Here is a 19749-nt window from a genome sequence, read left to right as displayed (position 1 = left end):
GCAATGAAACAGCAGTTTTTACATGAAAACTGGGAAATGCGGCAGATCGGCAACGACGAATTCCTGCCTGCAGCCGTACCCGGAAGCGTATACGGCGACCTGCTTTCCAACGGGAAAATGGAAAACCCGTTCTGGAAAGACAATGAAAACGATGCCTGCGAGTTGATGGAGGAAGACTACGAATATGTTTCTCACTTCGATTGTGAGGACGGTCTTTTAGACAGCGACCGCGTAGTGCTGCGTTTTGACGGGATCGATACGGTCGGCGACGTTTATTTAAATGAAATCCATCTGGGCAGCCCTCTGAGCATGCATCGTGTATGGGAATATGATGTGAAGGAAATCCTGCATGATAAGGACAATGAATTGAAGGTTATCCTGCATTCTCCCAACAAATGGATTCGTGAAGCCTTCAAAAAATGCCGCACCCTGGGCAATGACGATACCTTCGAAGGTTTCGTACATCTGCGTAAGGCACACTATATGTTCGGCTGGGACTGGGGCGCACATCTTCCGGATGCCGGTATTTTCCGTCCGGTTTCCCTGCTTGGCATCAACACTGCAAGAATTGACAGTGTATACATTAAGCAGACCCATGAGCGCACCGGCGAGACAGAGCCCGGTACCGTTCGTCCCATCACAAAATCCGTTACTCTGACCTTCGACGTGGAGCAGGAGGTCGTGGGCAATGCAGAGAGAGGACCGAAGTTAAAGAACATTACCGGCGGTCATACCTGCAAAAAGTGCGGCAAGGCTTATACCTACACCGTAGAGATCACTGCTCCGGATGGAAGCAAGACGCTGTATGAGAACTCTCCGGTTGAGGTCAAGATCGACGATCCCAAGCTGTGGTGGCCGAACGGCTACGGCGAGCAGAACCTGTACGAAGTAAAGGTTACCCTGTTTAGCGACGGCGTTGCGCTGGATGAGTGGACCCGCAGAATCGGTCTGCGCACCATGACCATGCACATCGAAAAGGACGAATGGGGCGAGTGCTTCGCACATCAGGTAAACGGTGTGGATGTCTTCGCAATGGGCGCTGACTATATTCCGGAGGATAATCTGCTTGGCAGAGTGAATCCTGAGACCACCAGAAAGCTTCTGGAAAAAGCAAAATTTGCAAATTACAACGCGATCCGGGTATGGGGCGGCGGTTACTATCCCTCCGACTGGTTCTATGATATCTGTGATGAGCTGGGTCTGATGGTTTGGCAGGACTTCATGTTCGCGTGCGCAGTTTATGAGCTGACACCTGAATTCGAAGCAAACATCCGTCAGGAATTTATCGAGAATGTAAAACGTCTGCGCCATCACGCATCTCTGGGACTGTGGTGCGGCAACAACGAAATGGAACAGTTCGTATTCGAGCGCAACTCCTGGCTGACCAAGCCCTCCGAAGTTAAGGATTACTTCCTGATGTTCGAGCGCATTATCCCGGAAATCGTTCATGAGTACGATCCGCAGACCTTCTATTGGCCTGCAAGCCCGTCTTCAGGCGGCTGTCTGGACGAGCCTAACGATCCGAACCGCGGCGACGTACATTACTGGAAGGTATGGCACGGAAACCGTCCGTTCACCGAGTACCGCAAATACTTCTTCCGTTATCTGTCTGAGTTTGGTTTCCAGGCATTCCCGTCTGTGAAAACGATTGAGCAGTTTACGGATAACGAAGAGGATATGAACCCCTTCTCCTATATCATGGAGAAGCATCAGCGTCAGTACAGTGCAAACGGAAAGATCATGGGTTATATGCAGCAGACCTACAAATATCCCAACAGCTTCCCGACCTTTGTATACGCATCCCAGCTGCTGCAGGCAGACGGTATCCGTTACGGTGTAGAACACTTCCGCCGCAACAGAGGACGTTGTATGGGTGCTGTGTACTGGCAGTTAAATGACTGCTGGCCGGTAATTTCCTGGTCTTCCGTAGACTACTGCGGACGCTTAAAGGCACTGCATTACTATGCAAAACGGTTCTTCGCACCGCTGATGATTTCCTGTGAAGAGCAGGGCATGATGAGCTCCGAGGCGAACATGAACCGTGAGCATTTCGTATTCGAGAAGTCCATCCGCTTAAACGTTGCAAACGAAACCATGCAGGATCAGAACGTAACCGTTCGCTGGGCACTGCGGGATCCCGGTGCAGCTGTTTTGGAAAGCGGCGAGCAGGAGCTGACCGTTCCCGCCCTGACCAGCACATGGCTGGATAAGGTAGAGTTCCCGGATGCGGATATCTTCTCCCATTATGTAAGCTACGAGCTGATCTGCGACGGCAAGGTTGTATCCGAGGGTACGGTAAACTTCTCTTATCCGAAGTATTTCCGTTACGAAGATCCCGAGCTTACCTGCCGCGTAGAGGGCGATGAGATCGTTGTATCCGCAAAAGCATATGCAAAGAGCGTTGAAATCCTCAACGAGAACGAAGACCTCGTTCTGGAAGACAACTACTTCGACTTAAATGCAAATGAGAAGCGTGTGAAGGTGATCTCCGGCAGTACCGAAAACCTGCGTCTGCGCAGCGTATACGATATTCGCTGATCGAAAGCATGGCACGCAGGCCCATAGGAAGGCCTGGCGTACCGCGCAGTTAGGAAGGGGCCGGTGCACAGACGGTTGTGCACCGGCGTTTTCATCGTATAGGAAACTTCGTTTCCATACGATAAAAACGCTCCGCGAGGATGCGCACTCGGCGCAAGGGTAGATGGTTGCTGAAGCAACCGCGCCTTGGCGCGAGAATGTGCCAAGGCACATTCATTTTTAAAAATCAGGATTATGGAAGAAAACAACGGGAGGGACGCTTACTATGTTATTCCATAAAAAAGAAAAGGCTCTGGAGGGACAACTGGCGGGGATAAAACCGGAGAAGCCCAGGAAAGTGCGCTGGTCGGAAAGAAGAGAACCGTCAGAAGCGGGGCTGGAAAGGTTTCAGGATTATCTGCAGACCTATTCCACGAACAAAGACCATCCGATAAAAATCCTGTGCAGTTTTTATAAAGGCAAGCAGAAGAAGCTGGTAGAAACAGGATTTTTCCTGATCCTGCAGCGCTCTCCGATCTGGATCATTCCGATTGCAACGAGCAACATCATCAATGCGGCGACGAATCCGGATGCAGGCTCTCTGGAGATCATCCTGTTGAATGTGATGGTTGCACTGCTCTTTATTATGCAGAACGCGGGAACGAACTATCTGGCAACGGTTGCATTTGCCAGCGTCAACAGAGGAATCGAAGGCTCTCTTCGAAATGCAATGGTCAGAAAGCTGCAGCAGCTCTCCATCATGTTCCACAAGGAAGTACAGTCAGGACGTCTGCAATCAAAGATCATGCGAGACGTGGAAAATGTTACAGAGCTTTTGAACCAGATTTTCAGGACCCTGTTCTTTTTTGTCCTGGATATTTCCGTGATCATTGTCATTACCCTGCGGAAAAGTCCGATGGTATTTCTGTTTTTCCTTGTGGTCGTACCCTTTGCAGTTCTGACGATGCGGGCATTTAAGAAGCCTGTCCGGGAGAAAAACCAGGAATTTCGAAGCGAGATGGAAAACACGCAGGGTGCAGTTGCCGAAATGCTTGAAATGATTCCGGTGGCGCGGGCACATGGTCTGCAGGAAGTGGAAATCAGCAAGATGAATACCTACCTGAACCGGATCGTAGACCGCGGTTACAATCTGGATCTGATCAATGCACTCTTCGGTGCAGTCAACTGGGTTGTATTCCAGTCCTTCCAGATGATCTGTCTTGCCTTTACTGCGTATCTGGCAGTCAAAGGCAAAATTTCGGTTGGCGAGGTTGTTCTGTATCAGACCTACTTCACTTCTCTGGTGGGACAGATTTCGACGCTGATCAATATTTATCCGCAGATCAGCAAGGGTCTGGAGTCTGTCAAATCCATCGGCGACATCATGGGCAACAGCCATGTGGAGGAAAACAATTCCATTGTGCCGCTGGGGGAATTAAAGGGCGCAGTAAAATTTGTCAATGTGGATTTTAAATATCCTGACAGCGATAAAAATACGCTGAGCGATTTCACTCTGGATGTAAAGCCTGGGGAGAGCATTGCGCTGGTGGGAGAATCGGGCGCCGGAAAATCTACGGTTCTGAACCTGCTGATCGGCTTTATCCCTCCGGTCAGCGGAAAGATCCTGATCGACGGCATCAATATGGTCAATCTGGATATCAATGAATATCGTCATCAGATCGCAGTCGTGCCGCAAAATACAATCCTGTTTTCCGGAACGATTCTGGACAATATCGCTTACGGTCTGGAACGTGTGACGGAAAAGGAAGTGATGGAGGTCATAAAGGATGTCGGACTGGAGGATATGATCGAAAAGCTTCCGGATGGCATCTATACGCAGCTGGGAGAACACGGGGATAAGCTTTCCGGCGGTCAGCGTCAGAGAATTTCCATCGCCAGGGCACTGATTCGTAAGCCGAAGATCATCGTATTCGATGAAGCCACGAGCGCGCTGGATTCTGCCTCCGAGAAAAAAGTTCAGGAAGCGACCAGCAACATGATGAAAAACTGCACGACCTTCCTGGTAGCACACAGACTTTCCACGATCCGCAATGCGGACAGGATCGTTGCGATGCGGGACGGTAAGATTGTCGAAGTCGGCAGCTACGACGAGCTGATGGAAAAGAAAGGATATTTCTACGAGCTGAAAGCACTGCAGTCCTGACGCTGCAGCGTAGTTCGCCGTGGGTGCGGTGCGCATCGACGGACGAAAAAGCGTATCGCAGGGGCGCTGAGCGCGCAGGATAGCGCGACTGGCTTGTGGAAAATTAAGGAGAAATATACGTTATGAAACAATTGAGCAAGGCAAACTGGATTCGGCTGGCGTGCTTCAGCGCGGGGGGGACCATTCTCTTTTATCTGGTGCCGCTGATTTTGATGCAGCTGCCCGATCCGGCAAAAGGCAACGCCATGGTTATTTTGGTTATGTTCGTCAATCAGGTCTTTATGGGTGCCGTTGGCTGGCATTCGAACTACTTTGGCAAATGGGGCATCTATATTCCGATGGTGCTGATCGTCCTGTATGGGATTTCAGAAGTCCTTTTCTTTGGGGGAATCGGCTGGAATATGGAGATCAATTACCTTCAGACCGCCTATATCATCTATTTCTTAAAACGGATTATGAACAAGAGACAGCGGATGCAGGAACAAAAGAATCAGGTAAACTTCCCGAAGGGAATGGGGAGAAAGTAATACAATGGACGGCGGATTATAAAAATCCGCCGTCCATTGTGATAATCTGCCCGGTTAAGTAAAGGGGCGATTCTGCAAGCTTTAACGCAAGCAGTCCGACTTCCTCAGGCTGTCCCAAGCGGTCTGCGGGAATCTCTTCGATCAGTGCCTGGAGTTCCTCTTCAGAAAAACAGCGGTTCATGTCGGTGTCGATGACGCCGCAGGCAATGGCGTTTACCGCAATATTGCTGGGCGCAAGCTCCTTTGCCAGTGCGCGGGTCAGACTGTTGACTGCGCCTTTGGAGGCGGAGTAGGCGGTTTCCATGGAAGCGCCGACGTTGCCCCAGACGGAGGAGATATTTAAAATCCGCCCGGAGTGGCGGTGCAGCATGAGTGGAACGGCGAGCTTACAGGTATAAAAGCAGGCGTCCAGATTGGTTGACATAACGCGGTGCCATTGATCAGGGGACATGTCCGTTAAAAGTCCGATATGGGAAATTCCGGCATTGTTGACCAAAAGATTGAGACGGCGGATCGGGGCAAAAAGTTCCTTTACCGTTTCATAGTCGCCGAGGTCGCCGATAAAAGCAGCTGCCTGGATTGAATAAGCTTCGGAAAGGCTTTTACAGAGCGTTTCCAGTTTTTCCCGGTTCTGGCGGCAGGTTAAAATCAGGTCATAGCCTGCCTGCGCAAAGGTTTCGGCGATTGCTTTTCCGATACCGCGGGACGCGCCGGTGATCAGCGCGATGGGGCGGGAGGAGCTTTCCGCCGGAAAAATAGGGGTAAGATCAGAGTACATAAAAAATCTCCATTCCGCAGGCGTTTTCTGACACCTGGCACTACTGTGATGTTACAGTTTACACGTAGCTTTCATGGCACGAGGAAACTGTAATACTAGGATCAGCGTAGCACAGATTTCTTGCGTTGTCACTTGTGAAAATGCCGGATTTTGCGTATACTTTTGAAGAGGCAGTCGGCGCACAGGAAACAGTAACGATTCCAATGGTGCAAGCGTTGTCTGCAGAATGGAGGAATTATGTACGATTTAATCATTATCGGTTCCGGTCCTGCGGGGCTCGGGGCGGCAATATATGGAAAACGGGCGGGATATTCCACGCTCGTGCTTGAAAAAAATCCCATGAGCGGCGGTCAGGTGTTAAATACCTGTGAGGTGGATAACTATCTGGGGCTTCCCGGTATCAACGGCTTTGACCTCGGCATGCAATTTCGGGAGCATGCGGACAGACTCGGTACGGAATTTGTGGAAGCGGATGTGACCGGAATCAAAAATTTGCCGGACTGCAAAAAGGTTCTGACGTCGGCTGGGGAGTTTACGGCAAAGGCGGTCATTATTGCAGCCGGTGCGGAGCACAAAAAGCTTGGCGTGCCCGGGGAAAAACGGCTGGCTGGCAGAGGTATTTCTTATTGTGCGACCTGTGACGGCGCTTTTTATAAGAAGAAAGTGACGGCAGTGATCGGCGGCGGGGATGTTGCTGTGGAGGATGCGATTTTCCTGGCGGGACTTTGTGAAAAGGTTTACCTGATCCACCGCAGGGACAGCCTGCGTGCGGCAAAGAGCCTGCAGGAAAAGCTGTTTACCCTGCCGAATGTGGAGCTGGTCTGGAACGCAGCTGTAGAGGAAATCACGGGAGAAGCGTTCGTGACCGGCGTGCAGCTTTTGGATACACAGACAAAAGAAGAGCGTTTTGTCGCGGCGGACGGAATCTTTATTGCGGTCGGGATTCAGCCGGTGTCCGAGAGCTTCAAGAGCCTTGTAAAAACGGACGAGGCAGGCTATATCTGTGCGGGAGAGGACTGCTGCACGAGCGTGCCGGGCATTTTTGCAGTCGGGGACGTGCGGACGAAAAAGCTGCGTCAGATCGTGACGGCGGTTGCAGACGGGGCAAATGCGGTCAACTCTGTACAGGAATATTTCCAGACACGGTAAAAAAACAGCGTCCAAAGGGAAAACTGCTGGTCGCCGGAACAGCTAAAGATGCTTTGGCTGTATGAAGTCATAAAAAATTCATAAATTTGTCACAGTATTTCCGTCAGATTGCGATCTGCAGGAATTGACAAAAATGACATGGAGTGCTATAGTATATTTCGAATTTAATAATTTTGTAACAAATGTAACAATTTTGAGAATCGGGAGTAATCCATGCATTATCATAAGATTAAAATGACAGCAGCGGCTATGGCGATGGCAGTATTAGTTACCGGAAACATGCCTGCTGCAGAACTAAATACAGCGACGGTATCCGCAAAGTCTGCGATATCAGCAGTCCTGCCGGCAGCAGGCGTTGGCCTGGTATTAAATGACGGTGTTTCGGTATCGCAGATTCGTGAAGAAATTAAAAAGAGAAAAGAAGAAAAAGAGCCGGCAGAGCCGGTTGCATCCAGCGACACCAAGGCATCTGTAACACAGACAGTCGCAGAATCTGCGACAGAGGCAGAGGCTGCAGTGGAGGCAGAAAGCACAGCTGAGACGGAGATTATCGAAGCGGTAGAGCCGGTATTAAAAGAGCCTGAGACGAAGATCTCCGATGAAGAGCGTGAAAAGGAACAGGACGTTCTGATCATCGCGCAGGTCAACGATTATGTAAATATCCGCAGCACCGCCAGCACGGATGGCGAAATCGTCGGTAAGCTGTATAACAATTCTGTCGGCACGCTGGTTGCAAAGGACGGCGACTGGTATCAGGTAAAATCCGGCAGCGTAGAAGGCTATGTGAAGGCGGAGTATTTCAAGACCGGAGACGAGGCGGAAAAGATCGCAGATGAAGTCGGCCAGAAGATGGCGACTGTCAACACCGAGACCCTGAAGGTCAGAAGCGAAGCGAGTCTGGAAGCGAGCGTTATTGGTCTGGTTCCTGGAGGCGAAGAGCTTTCCGTTCTGGATGAAGAAAACGGTTTCGTCAAAGTCAGCATCGAAGAAGGTGACGGCTGGGTTTCCGAGGATTATGTCGTAGTTGCAACGGAGTATGTGACCGCAGAATCCATCGAAGAAGAGAAAGCCAGAATTGCCGAAGAAGAAAAGGCAAGAGAAGACGCAAAGAAAGCCGCGCAGGCAGCGGAAGAGCGTATGAAAGCGAAGGAAAAAGCAAAGGAAGGGAAGAATGCCGAGATAACGGATAAGAGTACTTCTTCCGAATCCACTGCTTCTCAGCAGGCGACTGTTTCATCTTCTGGTTCCGGCTTGGGACAGTCTGTTGCAAACTATGCGGTAAAGTTTGTCGGTAATCCCTATGTATACGGTGGGACAAGTTTGACAAACGGTGCGGACTGCTCCGGTTTTGTTATGAGCGTTTATAAGAATTTCGGCGTATCCCTGCCGCATTCCTCCACTTCCGACCGTTATGTCGGTTATAACGTAGGAAGTCTGGCAAACGCGCAGCCCGGTGATTTGGTTTGCTATTCCGGACATGTTGCGATTTATATCGGTAACGGACAGATCGTCCATGCCAGCACGGAAGCAACCGGTATCAAGATTTCGAACGCAAGCTACAGAACACCTGTGGCGATCAGACGTATTTTCTAAGACGGCTGCAGTAAATACGCAAAATAAAATAAGAAACAGATAAACCGCTGTGCAGGAATGTACAGCGGTTTTCTCATCGTATTGGAAACTTCGTTTCCATACGATAATAAACGCTCCGCGAGGATGCGCACTCGGCGCAGTGGTAGATGGTTGCTGAAGCAACCGCGCCTCGGCGCGAGAATGTGCCAAGGCACATTCTTTTTCACAGGGAGAAAGCGAAAATCTGCCCATTGTTTCAAAACACGGAAATTGTCTGATATTGATAAAAAGCAGCAATGGAATTTCAGGAGCCGGATTTGTTAAAATGCACAAGAAGAAACAAAAATGTGCGAAATAACAAAAATGAAAACTCACATAGTTATCCACATCGAAAAAAGGCGAAAAATGCGGGAAATTAAGTTATACACTATTTTATCCACATTATCCACAGACAAAAAAACCGAATCCTGTGGAATACGGAATGTCCAAAACAAACAGTTGTTTTGTGAAGTTATCACAGCAATCCAGTTTTTGTCGGCAGTCTGAAAAGAAATATAATTGTCAGAAAAAAAAGACAATTGTTTAAAATGCTCAGAAAATATTGCCTGGGACGAGGACTTATGGTATAATCTGAATAAGGATAGAGAAAGAAAGCTCTTGCAATATCCTAATTATGGACCAGAAGGGATGATGATTTTATGAAGATGATTATCAGCGGAAAAAACATTGACGTTACACCCGGTCTGCGCAGTGCAGTAGAAGCAAAGCTCGGTAAGCTGGAGCGGTATTTTACAGCGGATACGGAAATCTATGTAACATTAAGTGTGGAAAAGGACAGACAGAAAATTGAAGTGACCATCCCGATGAAAGGAAACATTATCCGGTCGGAGCAGACCAGCAGCGATATGTATGTATCGATTGATCTGGTAGAGGAAATTATCGAGAGACAGCTCAGAAGATACAAGACGAAGCTGATCGCACAGCAGCAGGCGGCTGCAAGTTTCCAGCCTGATTACCTGGAAGCGGATGAAGAAGAGGAGGAAGAGGTTAAAATCGTCAGAACCAAGAAGTTCGATATCAAACCGATGTATCCGGAGGATGCCTGCGTACAGATGGAGCTTTTAGGACACAGCTTTTATGTATTCTGCAATGCAGAGACGGATCAGGTAAATGTTGTTTACAGAAGAAAAGGCAATACCTACGGGCTGATTGAGCCGGAAGTATAAATCTGGACAGAGCCATTGACAAATTTGAATCAGCAAACCAAAACCGGGCGGGGGCGAAAGCTTCCGCCCGATTTTGCGGTGCGCTTTACAGCGATGTACGTTATGCCGTAAGGCGCACTGCGCAGCACTTCTGCAGTTGCCCGCCATCCTGTATTATGCTAAGATGTAACAGACACGAAAGAAGAAGGAGAAAGAACATGGCTGTTGTTTTGCTCGCTGCTTTTTTGATGATCGCCTGCCTGCTGGCGCTCAGATTTGAAAAGCAGCTGACGGCTGTCCTGCCGTTGGCAACCTGTATTCTGATTTTAATATTATATGTGCTCGCATTTTTCCGGCGGCTGTCCTGGATCGATTATTTCAGCACAGCGATTGTGGTGGGAGCAGTTTTGAGAGTTCTGTTTTTATCCGGAGAAAAGAAGAAAAAGCTGTTTGCACAGCTGCGGGAGATGTTCTTTGCGCCGTCTGTGATTGCTGCCATGGTGTTGCTGACCGGTGCAGTGCTTTTGACCGGAAATAAAATTGCAACGTGGTGGGATGACTTGAATTTCTGGGCAACGGACGTCAAGGCATTGTATGCGCTGGATGGCTTTGCAGCGAAATATACGAATGCAGCTTCGGAGTTTGGCGATTACCCGCCGGGAATCCAGCTGCTCAAATGGTGGTTTGTTCATTTAAAGCCGGACGGCTTTTCTGAGGGGCTGATGTTTGCCGGATACTATTTCGGCGTGTTTGTTTTTCTGACGCCACTGCTTAGCAGGCTGGACGAAGCGCTGCAGACTGACAGACGGACGGTGAAGCAGCTTTTCTGGACCGTTGTGCTTGTGGTCTGCCTGGCAGCGTTTCCGAGTATGACAGAGACGTTTTACCTCGGAGGAATGTGCGCCGACCTGGTGATGGCGGTGATCTACGGTGTGATACTGATGAGCTGTCTGGAAGATCGGGCTGCGCCTGGTGCAGACACTGCCGCCGCAGACACTGCTACCGCAGACATTGCTGATGCAGCTTCCCGTTCCCGCACCTTCTCCAACCTGCGGATCGCCCTGTATCTCGGCGTTCTGGTGCTCGTAAAGTCCGTTGGATTTTTGTGGGCGGCGTTCGCCCTCGTCTTTGTCTGGTTCTGGCGGCTGCATGGCGCAGCGGACAAAAAGAAAGAAATACGGCAGCTGCTTTGCATCACAGCACTTCCAGCCGTCAGTGGAGGAAGCTGGATGCTGTTTTGTCTGCTCATGAAGCGGGTGGCAAAACTGACCGGGGCGGCGGTTTCGATGGCGTCGGGCAACCTGCCGATCCTGCTTGAAGGAACTGTACAGAAGCTGCTGCATGCGTATGCAGAAGCATTTGCAGCACGGGCGCTGCATCGGGATGGATTTTCTTGGATCGGTGTATCGGCGCTTGCCCTGTTTGTGATTTTTCTGATCGGAATCGCATGGCTGTACCGCAGGAAGCTTCTGACCAAAACGGAGCGGAATTTCCTGTTTGTGTATGTGCCGCTGACGGGAATTGTTTTTTACGGCATCAACCTTGTGAGTCATCTGACGATTTTTGCGACGGAAACCCAGTATCTGGAAGCAACCGGGATGATTGCGTCGATCGAACGCTACAGTGCACCGTTTACAGTTGGAACGTTGTATCTGCTGTTCGGGATTTTTCTGGAACGCAGTCCGAGGCTGTGGGGAAAAATTTCGCCCTATGCAGCGCTGGCTGCAGCTGTATTGTTGTGTGCAAACTGGGGCGCTGTCTATGACGGGATGATCGGTTACCGGCAGCGCTTAGACGACGATTTGCAGGCACGGTCGAACATGATCACGGAAGCGTCGGAGGAATTTCTGGAAAAAATGTCCAAACAGGACATGGGCAGTGGGATGCGGGTACTGTATCTGAAAAATGTACAGGATGCGGCGCAGTGGGTCAGAAATACTTACATTTCGTTTGAGGCGTCTCCGGTGTCGGTGCTGTTTGGCGGAATCGGGGAAGACACCACATCCGGACAGGTGTGGGAACTGGTGCAGGCTTCCCATGCGGGCTACTTATATGCAGATGAAACGGATGAAGCGTTAAAAGATCTGTTTGCGCCTTATACAGAGGAATTTGCGTGGAAAACGTTGTATCGAATTCAAATAAACGACGGGACGCTGATATTGGAAAGGGCGGAAGAAAGCCGACAGGGACAGCCATAAAAGGAATCAAACGGCGTTGGATAACACCAGAGTAAGGGTACACAGAAATAGCGCAAGGAAAACATTGGAATGGAGAATACAATGGAGAAACGGATACCGGTCATTATACCGGCTTATGAACCGGATGAAAAAATGATCCGCCTGCTGCAGACGCTGCAGGAATCTGGAATCGAGAGAATCGTCGTGGTGGATGACGGAAGCGGAAACGAGTATCGGAACCTGTTTGAACAGGCAAAACAGCTCGGCGCAATTGTTTTGACTCATGCGGTGAACCTGGGGAAAGGGCGTGCATTAAAAACTGCTTTTAATGAAGTTTTAAACAGATACCCGGAGGCGATCGGAGCGATTACCGCGGATTCGGACGGACAACATACGCCCGCCTGTATTCAGAAATGTATGGAAGCGATGGAAAAAGAGCCGGAAAAGCTGATTTTGGGCTGCCGGAATTTCGATCAGGACAACGTCCCGGCAAAATCGGAATGGGGCAACAAAATCACACGTCAGGTGCTCAAATACCTTTGCGGCGTGGCGGTATCGGATACCCAGACCGGGCTGCGCGGCATTCCGGCTGCGTTTATGCGCCATCTGATGAACGTCAAGGGCGAGCGGTTCGAGTTTGAAACCTACATGCTTCTGGAGGCAGGAGAGCAAAAGGTCGGCATCCGCGAAGTGCCAATTGAAACGGTTTACTTAAACGATAACAAAGGCAGCCATTTCAACCCGCTGCTGGATTCAGCTCGGATTTATCTGGTATTTGCAAAATTTTTGTTTTCTTCCCTGTCATCGTGCATCATCGATCTGGTGCTGTTTGCACTGTTTTGCAGCCTGACGAAAGAAAGAATGCCGGAGGCTGTCAGCTATATTGTGGTTTCGACCGTGCTTGCGCGCGTGGTGTCGGCGGGCTACAACTTTTTCCTGAATTACAGGGTTGTGTTTAAAAGCAGCGGCGCAATGTGGAAATCGGCGGTGCGCTATTTTGTGCTCGCAGTCGTGCAGATGTTGGCAAGCGCCGGACTGGTCAGCCTGCTGTATGGCGTTCTGGGTGGCTCGGAGGTGGCAGTTAAGATCCTGGTGGACGTATTCCTGTTCTTTATCAGCTTCCTGATCCAGCGGGAAATCGTGTACCGTTAAAGAACGCTGCTTGTAGCTTCCCTTGAAAGCTGTTACAGTTCACTCGCGCCATTCGCAAAACCGCGTCTTCGACGCTCTCCGCTGCTTCGCAGCTCATTTTTGCTCATAAAATGGCGCTCCCTCCGTACCTTTTTGTAAGCAGATCTTCATGCGAGCATGAAATCTGCTCCCAAACGGTACGAGTGAACTGTAACCAAAAGCTTAAGTCTTTCTTAGGATTTGGACGAAACGATTGACGCTTTCTGAAAAAAATGGATATAATACTCTCAACAGGAAATGAGAAAACGGTTTCGGAGAAAACAGGGCAATGGAGTTTTCAGAAACCGGATTTACAGCCAGTCGTTACGCAAAACGGAGCTGCAGTTCGTTAGATGGATCGAACCACGCGGTGCTGAGCCAGCCGCCCTGCATCCATTCCGCACTGTTGTAACGGCTAGTACATCGTTTTCGAAATAACTATACCACTCACTTGCCTGTGAATCCGATTGCACAGGTATAAAAGCCTCAGCGTAGCCCGCTACGCCTGCGTTTTTATACCTGCACACTCGAATCCACATCCTACGCGATTGGTATAGTTATTTACGAAACGCTGTACCAGGCTTTGCCCGATGGGTCGACGGACAAATACGGGAATGGGGTTTCCCGATATCCGGGAGAAAAGTCTTGTCGTTTCAATCATTTACATTTGCCGCTTTTCTGGCGGCAGCAGTAGGAGGATTTTATGCCGTGCCGAAAAAGGGACGGCTGGCAGTTTTACTGATTTTCAATATCCTCTTTTTCGAGTGGGCAGATCCGTTTGCGGGCATCTGGCTGCTGAGTTCTGTGTGTCTGACGTGGGGCTGTGCCCTTTTAGTGGAAAAAGGCGCAGACAGGACGAAGCGCCGTTTGCTGATCGGAGCGTGCCTTTCTTTTCAGCTGATTCTTTTGGCAGTGTTTAAATATCTGCCGGTCTGGAATGAAATCATCAACAAAACATATGGAAGAGGTCTACAAATCGTTCATCTGGATGTTGCAGCGAAGTTCGGACTCGTCGCACCCATCGGAATTTCGTTTTATACACTGGAAGCGATCGGCTATCTGATAGACGTTTCGAGGGGAAAATATCCTGCGGAAAAAAGCTTCTGGCGCTTTGCGGCATTTCTCTCCTTTTTTCCGAACATTATGAGCGGACCGATCGAGCGTGGAGACCATTTTCTGGGACAGCTTAGAGAAATTACGAAAAAAAAGCGGCGTGAGCTTCTAAATTATGATCGGGTCATGCAGGGGCTGATTGCGATGCTGCTCGGCTATGGGATGAAGCTGATCGTCGCGCAGCGGGCGGAAATTCTCGTGAATCAGGTATACAGCATGTATCAGGATGCCAACAGCTTTACGATGCTGATGGCGGCGCTCTTTTATGCGGTTCAGATTTACTGTGATTTTGCGAGCTATTCGATGATCGCGGTCGGTGTCGGCAGACTATTTGGCTTTGAGCTGGTCCAGAACTTTAAGCAGCCTTATTTCGCCAAAAACCTGACGGATTTCTGGCGCAGATGGCACATTTCTTTGAGCAGCTGGCTGAGGGATTATATTTATATTCCGCTGGGCGGCGGCAGAAAGGGACTTGCAGTCAGACAGCGCAATATACTGCTTGTTTTTCTCATCAGCGGTCTGTGGCATGGCGGCGCGCCGCAGTTTTTGGCATGGGGACTGCTGCATGGTGCCGGACAGGTCGTGCAGGATTTTTACAAAAAGGCGAAGCAAGCGGTATTCGGGGAAGCAAAAATTGGCCTGGAAAAGCTGCGGCATATGCTTTCGGTTCTGCTGACCTTTTTTACGGTGATGTGTTTTTGGATCTTTTTCCGCAGCGAATCGGTATCGATGGCAGTGATCTGTCTGAAAAATATGTTTACCAGGTGGAACGGATTTCTGTACTGGAGACAGTTTTTGTTCACGATGGGATTGGAAAAAACGCAGTTTTTCATTGCAGTTGCTGGGATTGCAGTGCTGTTTGGAATTGATTTGATTTCTGAAAAAAAGAAACAGGAGCCGGCAGTCTGGATTTATAGGATGCCGCTTCCGGTGCGCTGGGCGATTTGTCTGTTTTTGATCGGAGCAGTGTTCGTGGTCGGGCAATATGGAAAGGGCTTTGACCCGTCCGGATTTATTTATGTGGAATTTTAAGGCATGTGGGGAGATTAATGTGAAAAATAAGCGTGATCGCTTATTTTTCACACTGCTATTTGTGCCGCAGGCGTCATAAAGTAGCTGGGATCGCAGAGCCGAACTGGATGTTCGCCTCGCGATTCCTTCGGCGCAAGCGCCTGCGGAATGGAGAATAAAATGAGAAAAAAGTGGATTCGAGGGGGCATTTTTCTGTGTCTGGTGCTCCTTTTACTGAACAATTTAAATCGGGTTCTGTGTGTCAAATCGCCGCATGGAGTCGATCAGACGCGGTATCTGTATGTGCAGCCGAAAAATAAAATCGACGTACTTTTTCTGGGCAGCAGCCACGTTCACTGCAACGTGAATACGCAGCTGCTCTGGGACGAATACGGCATGGCAGCGTACCTGATGACCGGCGCGGAGCAGCCGCTCTGGAACAGCTATTATAATCTGAAAGAAGCGTTGAAGAACCAGAAGCCGAAGCTGGTGGTGCTGGACATGTTCTGTCCGAGTCGTTTTTATGATGATTTCCAGCCGGGATGGGCAGATGAAAACCTTGACGGGATGCGGATATCTCTGAATAAGCTGGAAGCAGTGTATACAAGCGTGCAGGAGGAGCAAAGTCACTTTTTTCTGGGATTTACGGAATATCATTCCAGATATGACCAGCTGACGACAGAGGATTTTCAGAATTTCGTCTGGAATCGGAAAACGCAGGAGCGTTGGAAAGGCTACACGCCGCTAAACCGCCACGCAGAGCTGACGGAGCCGGATATGAGCCATGTGACGACATCGCAGGAAATGACCGAAAAATCAAAGGAATATTTTGAAAAAGTCGTAGAACTGACGAAAAAAGAAGGCATTACACTTGCGCTGATTTCCGGACCGTATCTGTTGGAGGAAAGGGATCAGGAGGTTTACAATTTCATTGGGCAGCTGGCAGAAAAAGATGGACTGCTGTTCTGGAACACTAATACGCCTGCCCATTATCGGGAGATGGGGCTGGACTTTTCAACGGATTATGCAGACCACGCGCACTTAAACGAGGCGGGCGGCGCAAAGTACACGGCGTATCTTGGAAAGTGGCTTTCCCAAAATTACAGCTTTCCCGACCGCAGGGGACAAAAGGGCTATGAATCGTGGGAAAACCAGCTCATGAAATCCGGAGAATGAGGCCAACGTGCTGACCGGGCGAAAGCTTTACAAAAAACGGGACTTCTGGTATGCTGTCAAATATGGTTTCGGACTGGAATGTGCGCGCCGGATGCGCCGCAGATTGGTAAAATATGCCGCTGCTGATCGACCAGGACGCGCTGCAGTGCAGGCAGGAAGCAAACAGACAGAAAGGAAATTGACATGGACATTTTAAATAAGCTCAGAGAGGAACTTCAGGTAGAGCGCTGGCAGGTAGAAGCTGCGGTCAAGCTGATCGACGAGGGCAACACGATTCCCTTTATTTCCAGATACCGTAAGGAAGCGACCGGTTCCTTAAATGACGAGGTACTGAGAAATCTGTACGAGCGTCTGAACTATCTGCGCAATCTGGAGGAGAAAAAGACCTCCGTTATGGCGAGCATCGAAGAGCAGGGCAAGCTGACGGAGGATCTGAAAAATAAAATTCTGGCGGCAGAAACGCTGGTTGTCGTAGAGGATTTATACCGCCCTTACCGTCCGAAGAGAAAGACGAGAGCCAGTGTTGCAAAGGAAAAGGGGCTGGACGGACTTGCCGATTTGATCCGGGAACAGAAATTTTCCGGTTCTCTGGAAGAAGCGGCAGCTGCTTATGTGAATCCTGAAAAAGGCGCAGCGGATACAAAGGAAGCGCTGCAGGGCGCACAGGATATCCTTGCGGAAGGAATTTCCGATGAGGCGGATTACCGGATGTACATCCGGAAAATCACGATGGACGAGGGCAAGCTCACCAGCACCGCGCGGGATGAAAAGGCGCAGAGTGTTTATGAGATGTACTATCAGTACGAGGAGCCGCTCAAAAAGGCAGCGGGACACCGTGTGCTGGCATTGAACCGCGGCGAGGCGGAGAAATTCTTGACTGTTAAGGTGGAAGCACCCCGTGACCGTATTTTACAGTACCTTGCAAAAAAAGTAATTACCGAAGAAAATCCGGTGACGGAGGTGGTACTGCGCGCCGTGATTGAGGACAGCTATGACCGTCTGATCGCCCCGGCGATCGAGCGCGATATCCGCAATGAGCTGACAGAAAAAGCCGAAGAGGGTGCAATCAGCGTCTTTGGCAAGAATCTGGAACAGCTTTTGATGCAGCCTCCAATCGCCGGACATGTAGTGCTCGGCTGGGATCCGGCGTTTCGTACCGGCTGTAAGCTTGCTGTTGTGGATGCGACCGGAAAGGTACTGGATACGAAGGTCATTTATCCGACTGCACCTCAGAACAAAGTAGAAGAAGCCAAAAAGGAATTAAAGAAGCTGATCGAGAAGTACGATATTTCTCTGATCTCTGTGGGAAACGGCACTGCGAGCCGCGAGTCCGAGCAGGTGATCGTCGATTTGATCAAAGAGCTGAAAAAGCCGGTTCAGTATGTGATCGTCAACGAAGCGGGCGCATCTGTTTATTCTGCCAGCAAGCTGGCAACGGAAGAGTTCCCGCAGTTTGACGTGGGACAAAGAAGTGCGGCTTCGATCGCACGCCGTCTGCAGGATCCACTTTCCGAGCTGGTAAAGATCGATCCCAAATCCATCGGTGTCGGACAGTATCAGCATGATATGAACCAGAAAAAGCTTGGGGAAGCCCTGGGCGGTGTGGTAGAGGACTGTGTAAACCGGGTAGGCGTGGACTTAAATACCGCATCTGCTCCGCTTTTGGAGTACATTTCCGGTATTTCCAGGACGGTTGCAAAAAATATCGTAGAATACCGGGAAGCAAACGGACGCTTTACAAACCGGAAGCAGCTGTTAAAGGTTCCGAAGCTGGGGCCCAAAGCATTTGAGCAGTGCGCAGGCTTTTTGCGGATTGCGGACGGAGAAAATCCGCTGGATGCGACGAGCGTACATCCCGAGTCCTATCCTGCGACGATGGAATTGTTAAAGAAACTGGAGCTTTCCATGGAAGATGTGCGCATGCTGCAGGCGGAAGCCAAAAAGGGACGCGCTGCGCAGAACACATCGGGCGCTGACAGCAAAAATACTTCAGGCGACGCTGCACGCCAGAATGTGTCCGCCAAAAACAAAGCAAACCGCAAGGACCGCAGACAAAACGGCTTCAACATCCGCAATACGGATACGGCGATGGGACGCGCACTGGCAGCAGCCATGCAGGGAATGACTTTGGATGCAGACAATGGCGGAACCGACAAAAAAGGAGCAAACCCATCGGGGCGGTCTGGCGCAGGAGCATTGAACGCTGCAAATGCGTCGACAGGAGCCGCTGCAGGCAGCAGCACATCCGGCAGCCAGAAGGCAGCAGCCGTTTCTGCACTGGAACGCCGCATCCCGGACAAGAAAAAGCTGGCGGAAGAGCTCGGTATTGGCGAGATCACGCTGACAGATATTGTAAGGGAGCTGGAAAAGCCTGCCCGCGATCCGCGTGAGGATATGCCCCGCCCGATCCTGCGCAGCGACGTGCTGGATATGAAGGACCTAAAGCCCGGCATGGTGTTAAAGGGAACCGTCCGTAACGTCATCGACTTTGGTGTATTCGTGGATATCGGCGTCCATCAGGACGGACTGGTGCACATTTCCCAGATCACGGACCGTTTTATCAAGCATCCGCTGGAAGCAGTCAGCGTTGGGGATATCGTGGATGTAAAGGTACTGGACGTTGATCCGGTCAAAAAACGGATCGGCCTGACGATGCGTCTGGATCAGAAATAAGAAAAAACAAAATTTTCTCTTGATTTTTTATCAAAAACGTCATATACTCAACACGTTAATAAAGGTAAAGTTCTTCAGGGTCGGGTGCAAGTCCCAACCGGTGGTATAGCCCACGAGCCTTTCGCTGTATAAGTCAGCGGGGCATGATTCGGTGATCCTTCTGCAATGGGAGCAGACGGAAACTCCGAAGCCGACAGTACAGTCTGGATGGAAGAAGATGATTGCTTTTTCTGATGCGTTTTTGCCGACGCAGAAGAAACCCAAAGCAAACAGCGCACAGACCCGGAAGATTTCTCTTCCGGGTTTTTTATCGTATAGGAAACTTCGTTTCCATACGATAAAAATGCTCCGCGGGGATGCGCACTCGGCGCAGGGGTAGATGGTTGCTAAAGCAACCGCGCCTCGGCGCGAGAATGTGCCAAGGCACATTCTTTTTGTGTCCCAAAGGAAGGGGATATCCTGTGAAGGAAAAGCCCTTTGGCAGGATCCCTGACAGGCATATCGCTGTGCAAAGAAC

At 50.0% G+C, this 19749-nt stretch carries 12 protein-coding genes and 1 riboswitch; of the genes, 11 read left to right on the top strand and 1 reads right to left on the bottom strand.

Going from position 1 to position 19749, the window contains the following annotated elements; translation table 11 throughout:
• The first annotated feature begins 3 nt into the window (after positions 1 to 3).
• The 3 genes from ACLTOQ_RS12575 to ACLTOQ_RS12565 all read left to right on the top strand — a co-directional run bounded on the left by ACLTOQ_RS12575 (position 4) and on the right by ACLTOQ_RS12565 (position 5208).
• On the top strand, positions 4 to 2538 hold the full coding sequence (locus ACLTOQ_RS12575; RefSeq protein WP_262586761.1) for a beta-mannosidase: 2535 nt from the start codon (positions 4 to 6) through the stop codon (positions 2536 to 2538).
• Positions 2539 to 2803: 265 nt separating this feature from the next.
• Positions 2804 to 4681: an ABC transporter ATP-binding protein gene (locus ACLTOQ_RS12570; RefSeq protein ID WP_412319580.1), complete on the top strand. Its 1878-nt coding sequence runs from the start codon at positions 2804 to 2806 to the stop codon at positions 4679 to 4681.
• A gap of 122 nt (positions 4682 to 4803) precedes the next feature.
• The gene (locus ACLTOQ_RS12565) at positions 4804 to 5208 is read left to right on the top strand and encodes a hypothetical protein (RefSeq protein WP_412319579.1); all 405 of its coding nucleotides are present in this window, start codon (positions 4804 to 4806) and stop codon (positions 5206 to 5208) included.
• 16 nt (positions 5209 to 5224) lie between these two features.
• On the opposite strand, the gene ymfI is transcribed toward ACLTOQ_RS12565, so the two are convergent.
• On the bottom strand, positions 5225 to 5986 hold the full coding sequence (gene ymfI, locus ACLTOQ_RS12560) for an elongation factor P 5-aminopentanone reductase (RefSeq protein WP_337672586.1): 762 nt from the start codon (positions 5984 to 5986) through the stop codon (positions 5225 to 5227).
• 237 nt (positions 5987 to 6223) lie between these two features.
• Between ymfI and trxB the strand changes: the two genes are divergently transcribed.
• The 8 genes from trxB (at position 6224) to ACLTOQ_RS12520 (ending at position 19232) form a co-directional block, all read left to right on the top strand.
• Complete coding sequence (trxB, locus tag ACLTOQ_RS12555; RefSeq protein WP_117961790.1) at positions 6224 to 7135, top strand: thioredoxin-disulfide reductase; 912 nt, start codon at positions 6224 to 6226, stop codon at positions 7133 to 7135.
• A gap of 213 nt (positions 7136 to 7348) precedes the next feature.
• Complete coding sequence (locus tag ACLTOQ_RS12550; protein WP_337560628.1) at positions 7349 to 8728, top strand: SH3 domain-containing C40 family peptidase; 1380 nt, start codon at positions 7349 to 7351, stop codon at positions 8726 to 8728.
• A 677-nt stretch (positions 8729 to 9405) separates the two neighbouring features.
• Entirely contained in the window at positions 9406 to 9933 is a 528-nt protein-coding gene (gene hpf, locus ACLTOQ_RS12545; RefSeq protein ID WP_021914374.1) for a ribosome hibernation-promoting factor, HPF/YfiA family, read from the top strand.
• Between the two features lie 197 nt (positions 9934 to 10130).
• On the top strand, positions 10131 to 12110 hold the full coding sequence (locus ACLTOQ_RS12540; RefSeq protein ID WP_337622916.1) for a hypothetical protein: 1980 nt from the start codon (positions 10131 to 10133) through the stop codon (positions 12108 to 12110).
• 69 nt (positions 12111 to 12179) lie between these two features.
• A complete protein-coding gene (locus tag ACLTOQ_RS12535) occupies positions 12180 to 13241 on the top strand; it encodes a glycosyltransferase (protein WP_412319577.1) in 1062 nt (353 codons plus the stop codon).
• 663 nt (positions 13242 to 13904) lie between these two features.
• Positions 13905 to 15404: an MBOAT family O-acyltransferase gene (locus ACLTOQ_RS12530; protein WP_337754301.1), complete on the top strand. Its 1500-nt coding sequence runs from the start codon at positions 13905 to 13907 to the stop codon at positions 15402 to 15404.
• A 159-nt stretch (positions 15405 to 15563) separates the two neighbouring features.
• Positions 15564 to 16559 (top strand): hypothetical protein, encoded by a 996-nt coding sequence (locus tag ACLTOQ_RS12525; protein WP_337754303.1) that lies wholly within the window; start codon positions 15564 to 15566, stop codon positions 16557 to 16559.
• A gap of 183 nt (positions 16560 to 16742) precedes the next feature.
• Positions 16743 to 19232 (top strand): Tex family protein, encoded by a 2490-nt coding sequence (locus ACLTOQ_RS12520; RefSeq protein WP_412271873.1) that lies wholly within the window; start codon positions 16743 to 16745, stop codon positions 19230 to 19232.
• A 66-nt stretch (positions 19233 to 19298) separates the two neighbouring features.
• Positions 19299 to 19455: riboswitch (FMN riboswitch) on the top strand.
• Positions 19456 to 19749 lie beyond the last annotated feature (294 nt).

Origin of the sequence: Gallintestinimicrobium sp., from assembly GCF_046968865.1 — a bacterium.
Classification (GTDB): domain Bacteria; phylum Bacillota; class Clostridia; order Lachnospirales; family Lachnospiraceae; genus Gallintestinimicrobium; species Gallintestinimicrobium propionicum.
Note: the sequence above shows the minus strand (reverse complement) of the source record. Positions and strands in the feature narration are given on the sequence as shown.

Bases quoted from the DNA above. Each gene is read 5' to 3' on its own strand.
- ACLTOQ_RS12535 (WP_412319577.1), top strand. From the start codon at position 12,180: ATGGAGAATACAATGGAGAAACGGATACCGGTCATTATACCGGCTTAT.
- ACLTOQ_RS12575 (WP_262586761.1), top strand. From the start codon at position 4: ATGAAACAGCAGTTTTTACATGAAAACTGGGAAATGCGGCAGATCGGC.
- hpf (WP_021914374.1), top strand. From the start codon at position 9,406: ATGAAGATGATTATCAGCGGAAAAAACATTGACGTTACACCCGGTCTG.
- ACLTOQ_RS12520 (WP_412271873.1), top strand. From the start codon at position 16,743: ATGGACATTTTAAATAAGCTCAGAGAGGAACTTCAGGTAGAGCGCTGG.
- ymfI (WP_337672586.1), bottom strand. From the start codon at position 5,986: ATGTACTCTGATCTTACCCCTATTTTTCCGGCGGAAAGCTCCTCCCGC.
- ACLTOQ_RS12565 (WP_412319579.1), top strand. From the start codon at position 4,804: ATGAAACAATTGAGCAAGGCAAACTGGATTCGGCTGGCGTGCTTCAGC.
- trxB (WP_117961790.1), top strand. From the start codon at position 6,224: ATGTACGATTTAATCATTATCGGTTCCGGTCCTGCGGGGCTCGGGGCG.
- ACLTOQ_RS12525 (WP_337754303.1), top strand. From the start codon at position 15,564: ATGAGAAAAAAGTGGATTCGAGGGGGCATTTTTCTGTGTCTGGTGCTC.
- ACLTOQ_RS12550 (WP_337560628.1), top strand. From the start codon at position 7,349: ATGCATTATCATAAGATTAAAATGACAGCAGCGGCTATGGCGATGGCA.
- ACLTOQ_RS12540 (WP_337622916.1), top strand. From the start codon at position 10,131: ATGGCTGTTGTTTTGCTCGCTGCTTTTTTGATGATCGCCTGCCTGCTG.
- ACLTOQ_RS12570 (WP_412319580.1), top strand. From the start codon at position 2,804: ATGTTATTCCATAAAAAAGAAAAGGCTCTGGAGGGACAACTGGCGGGG.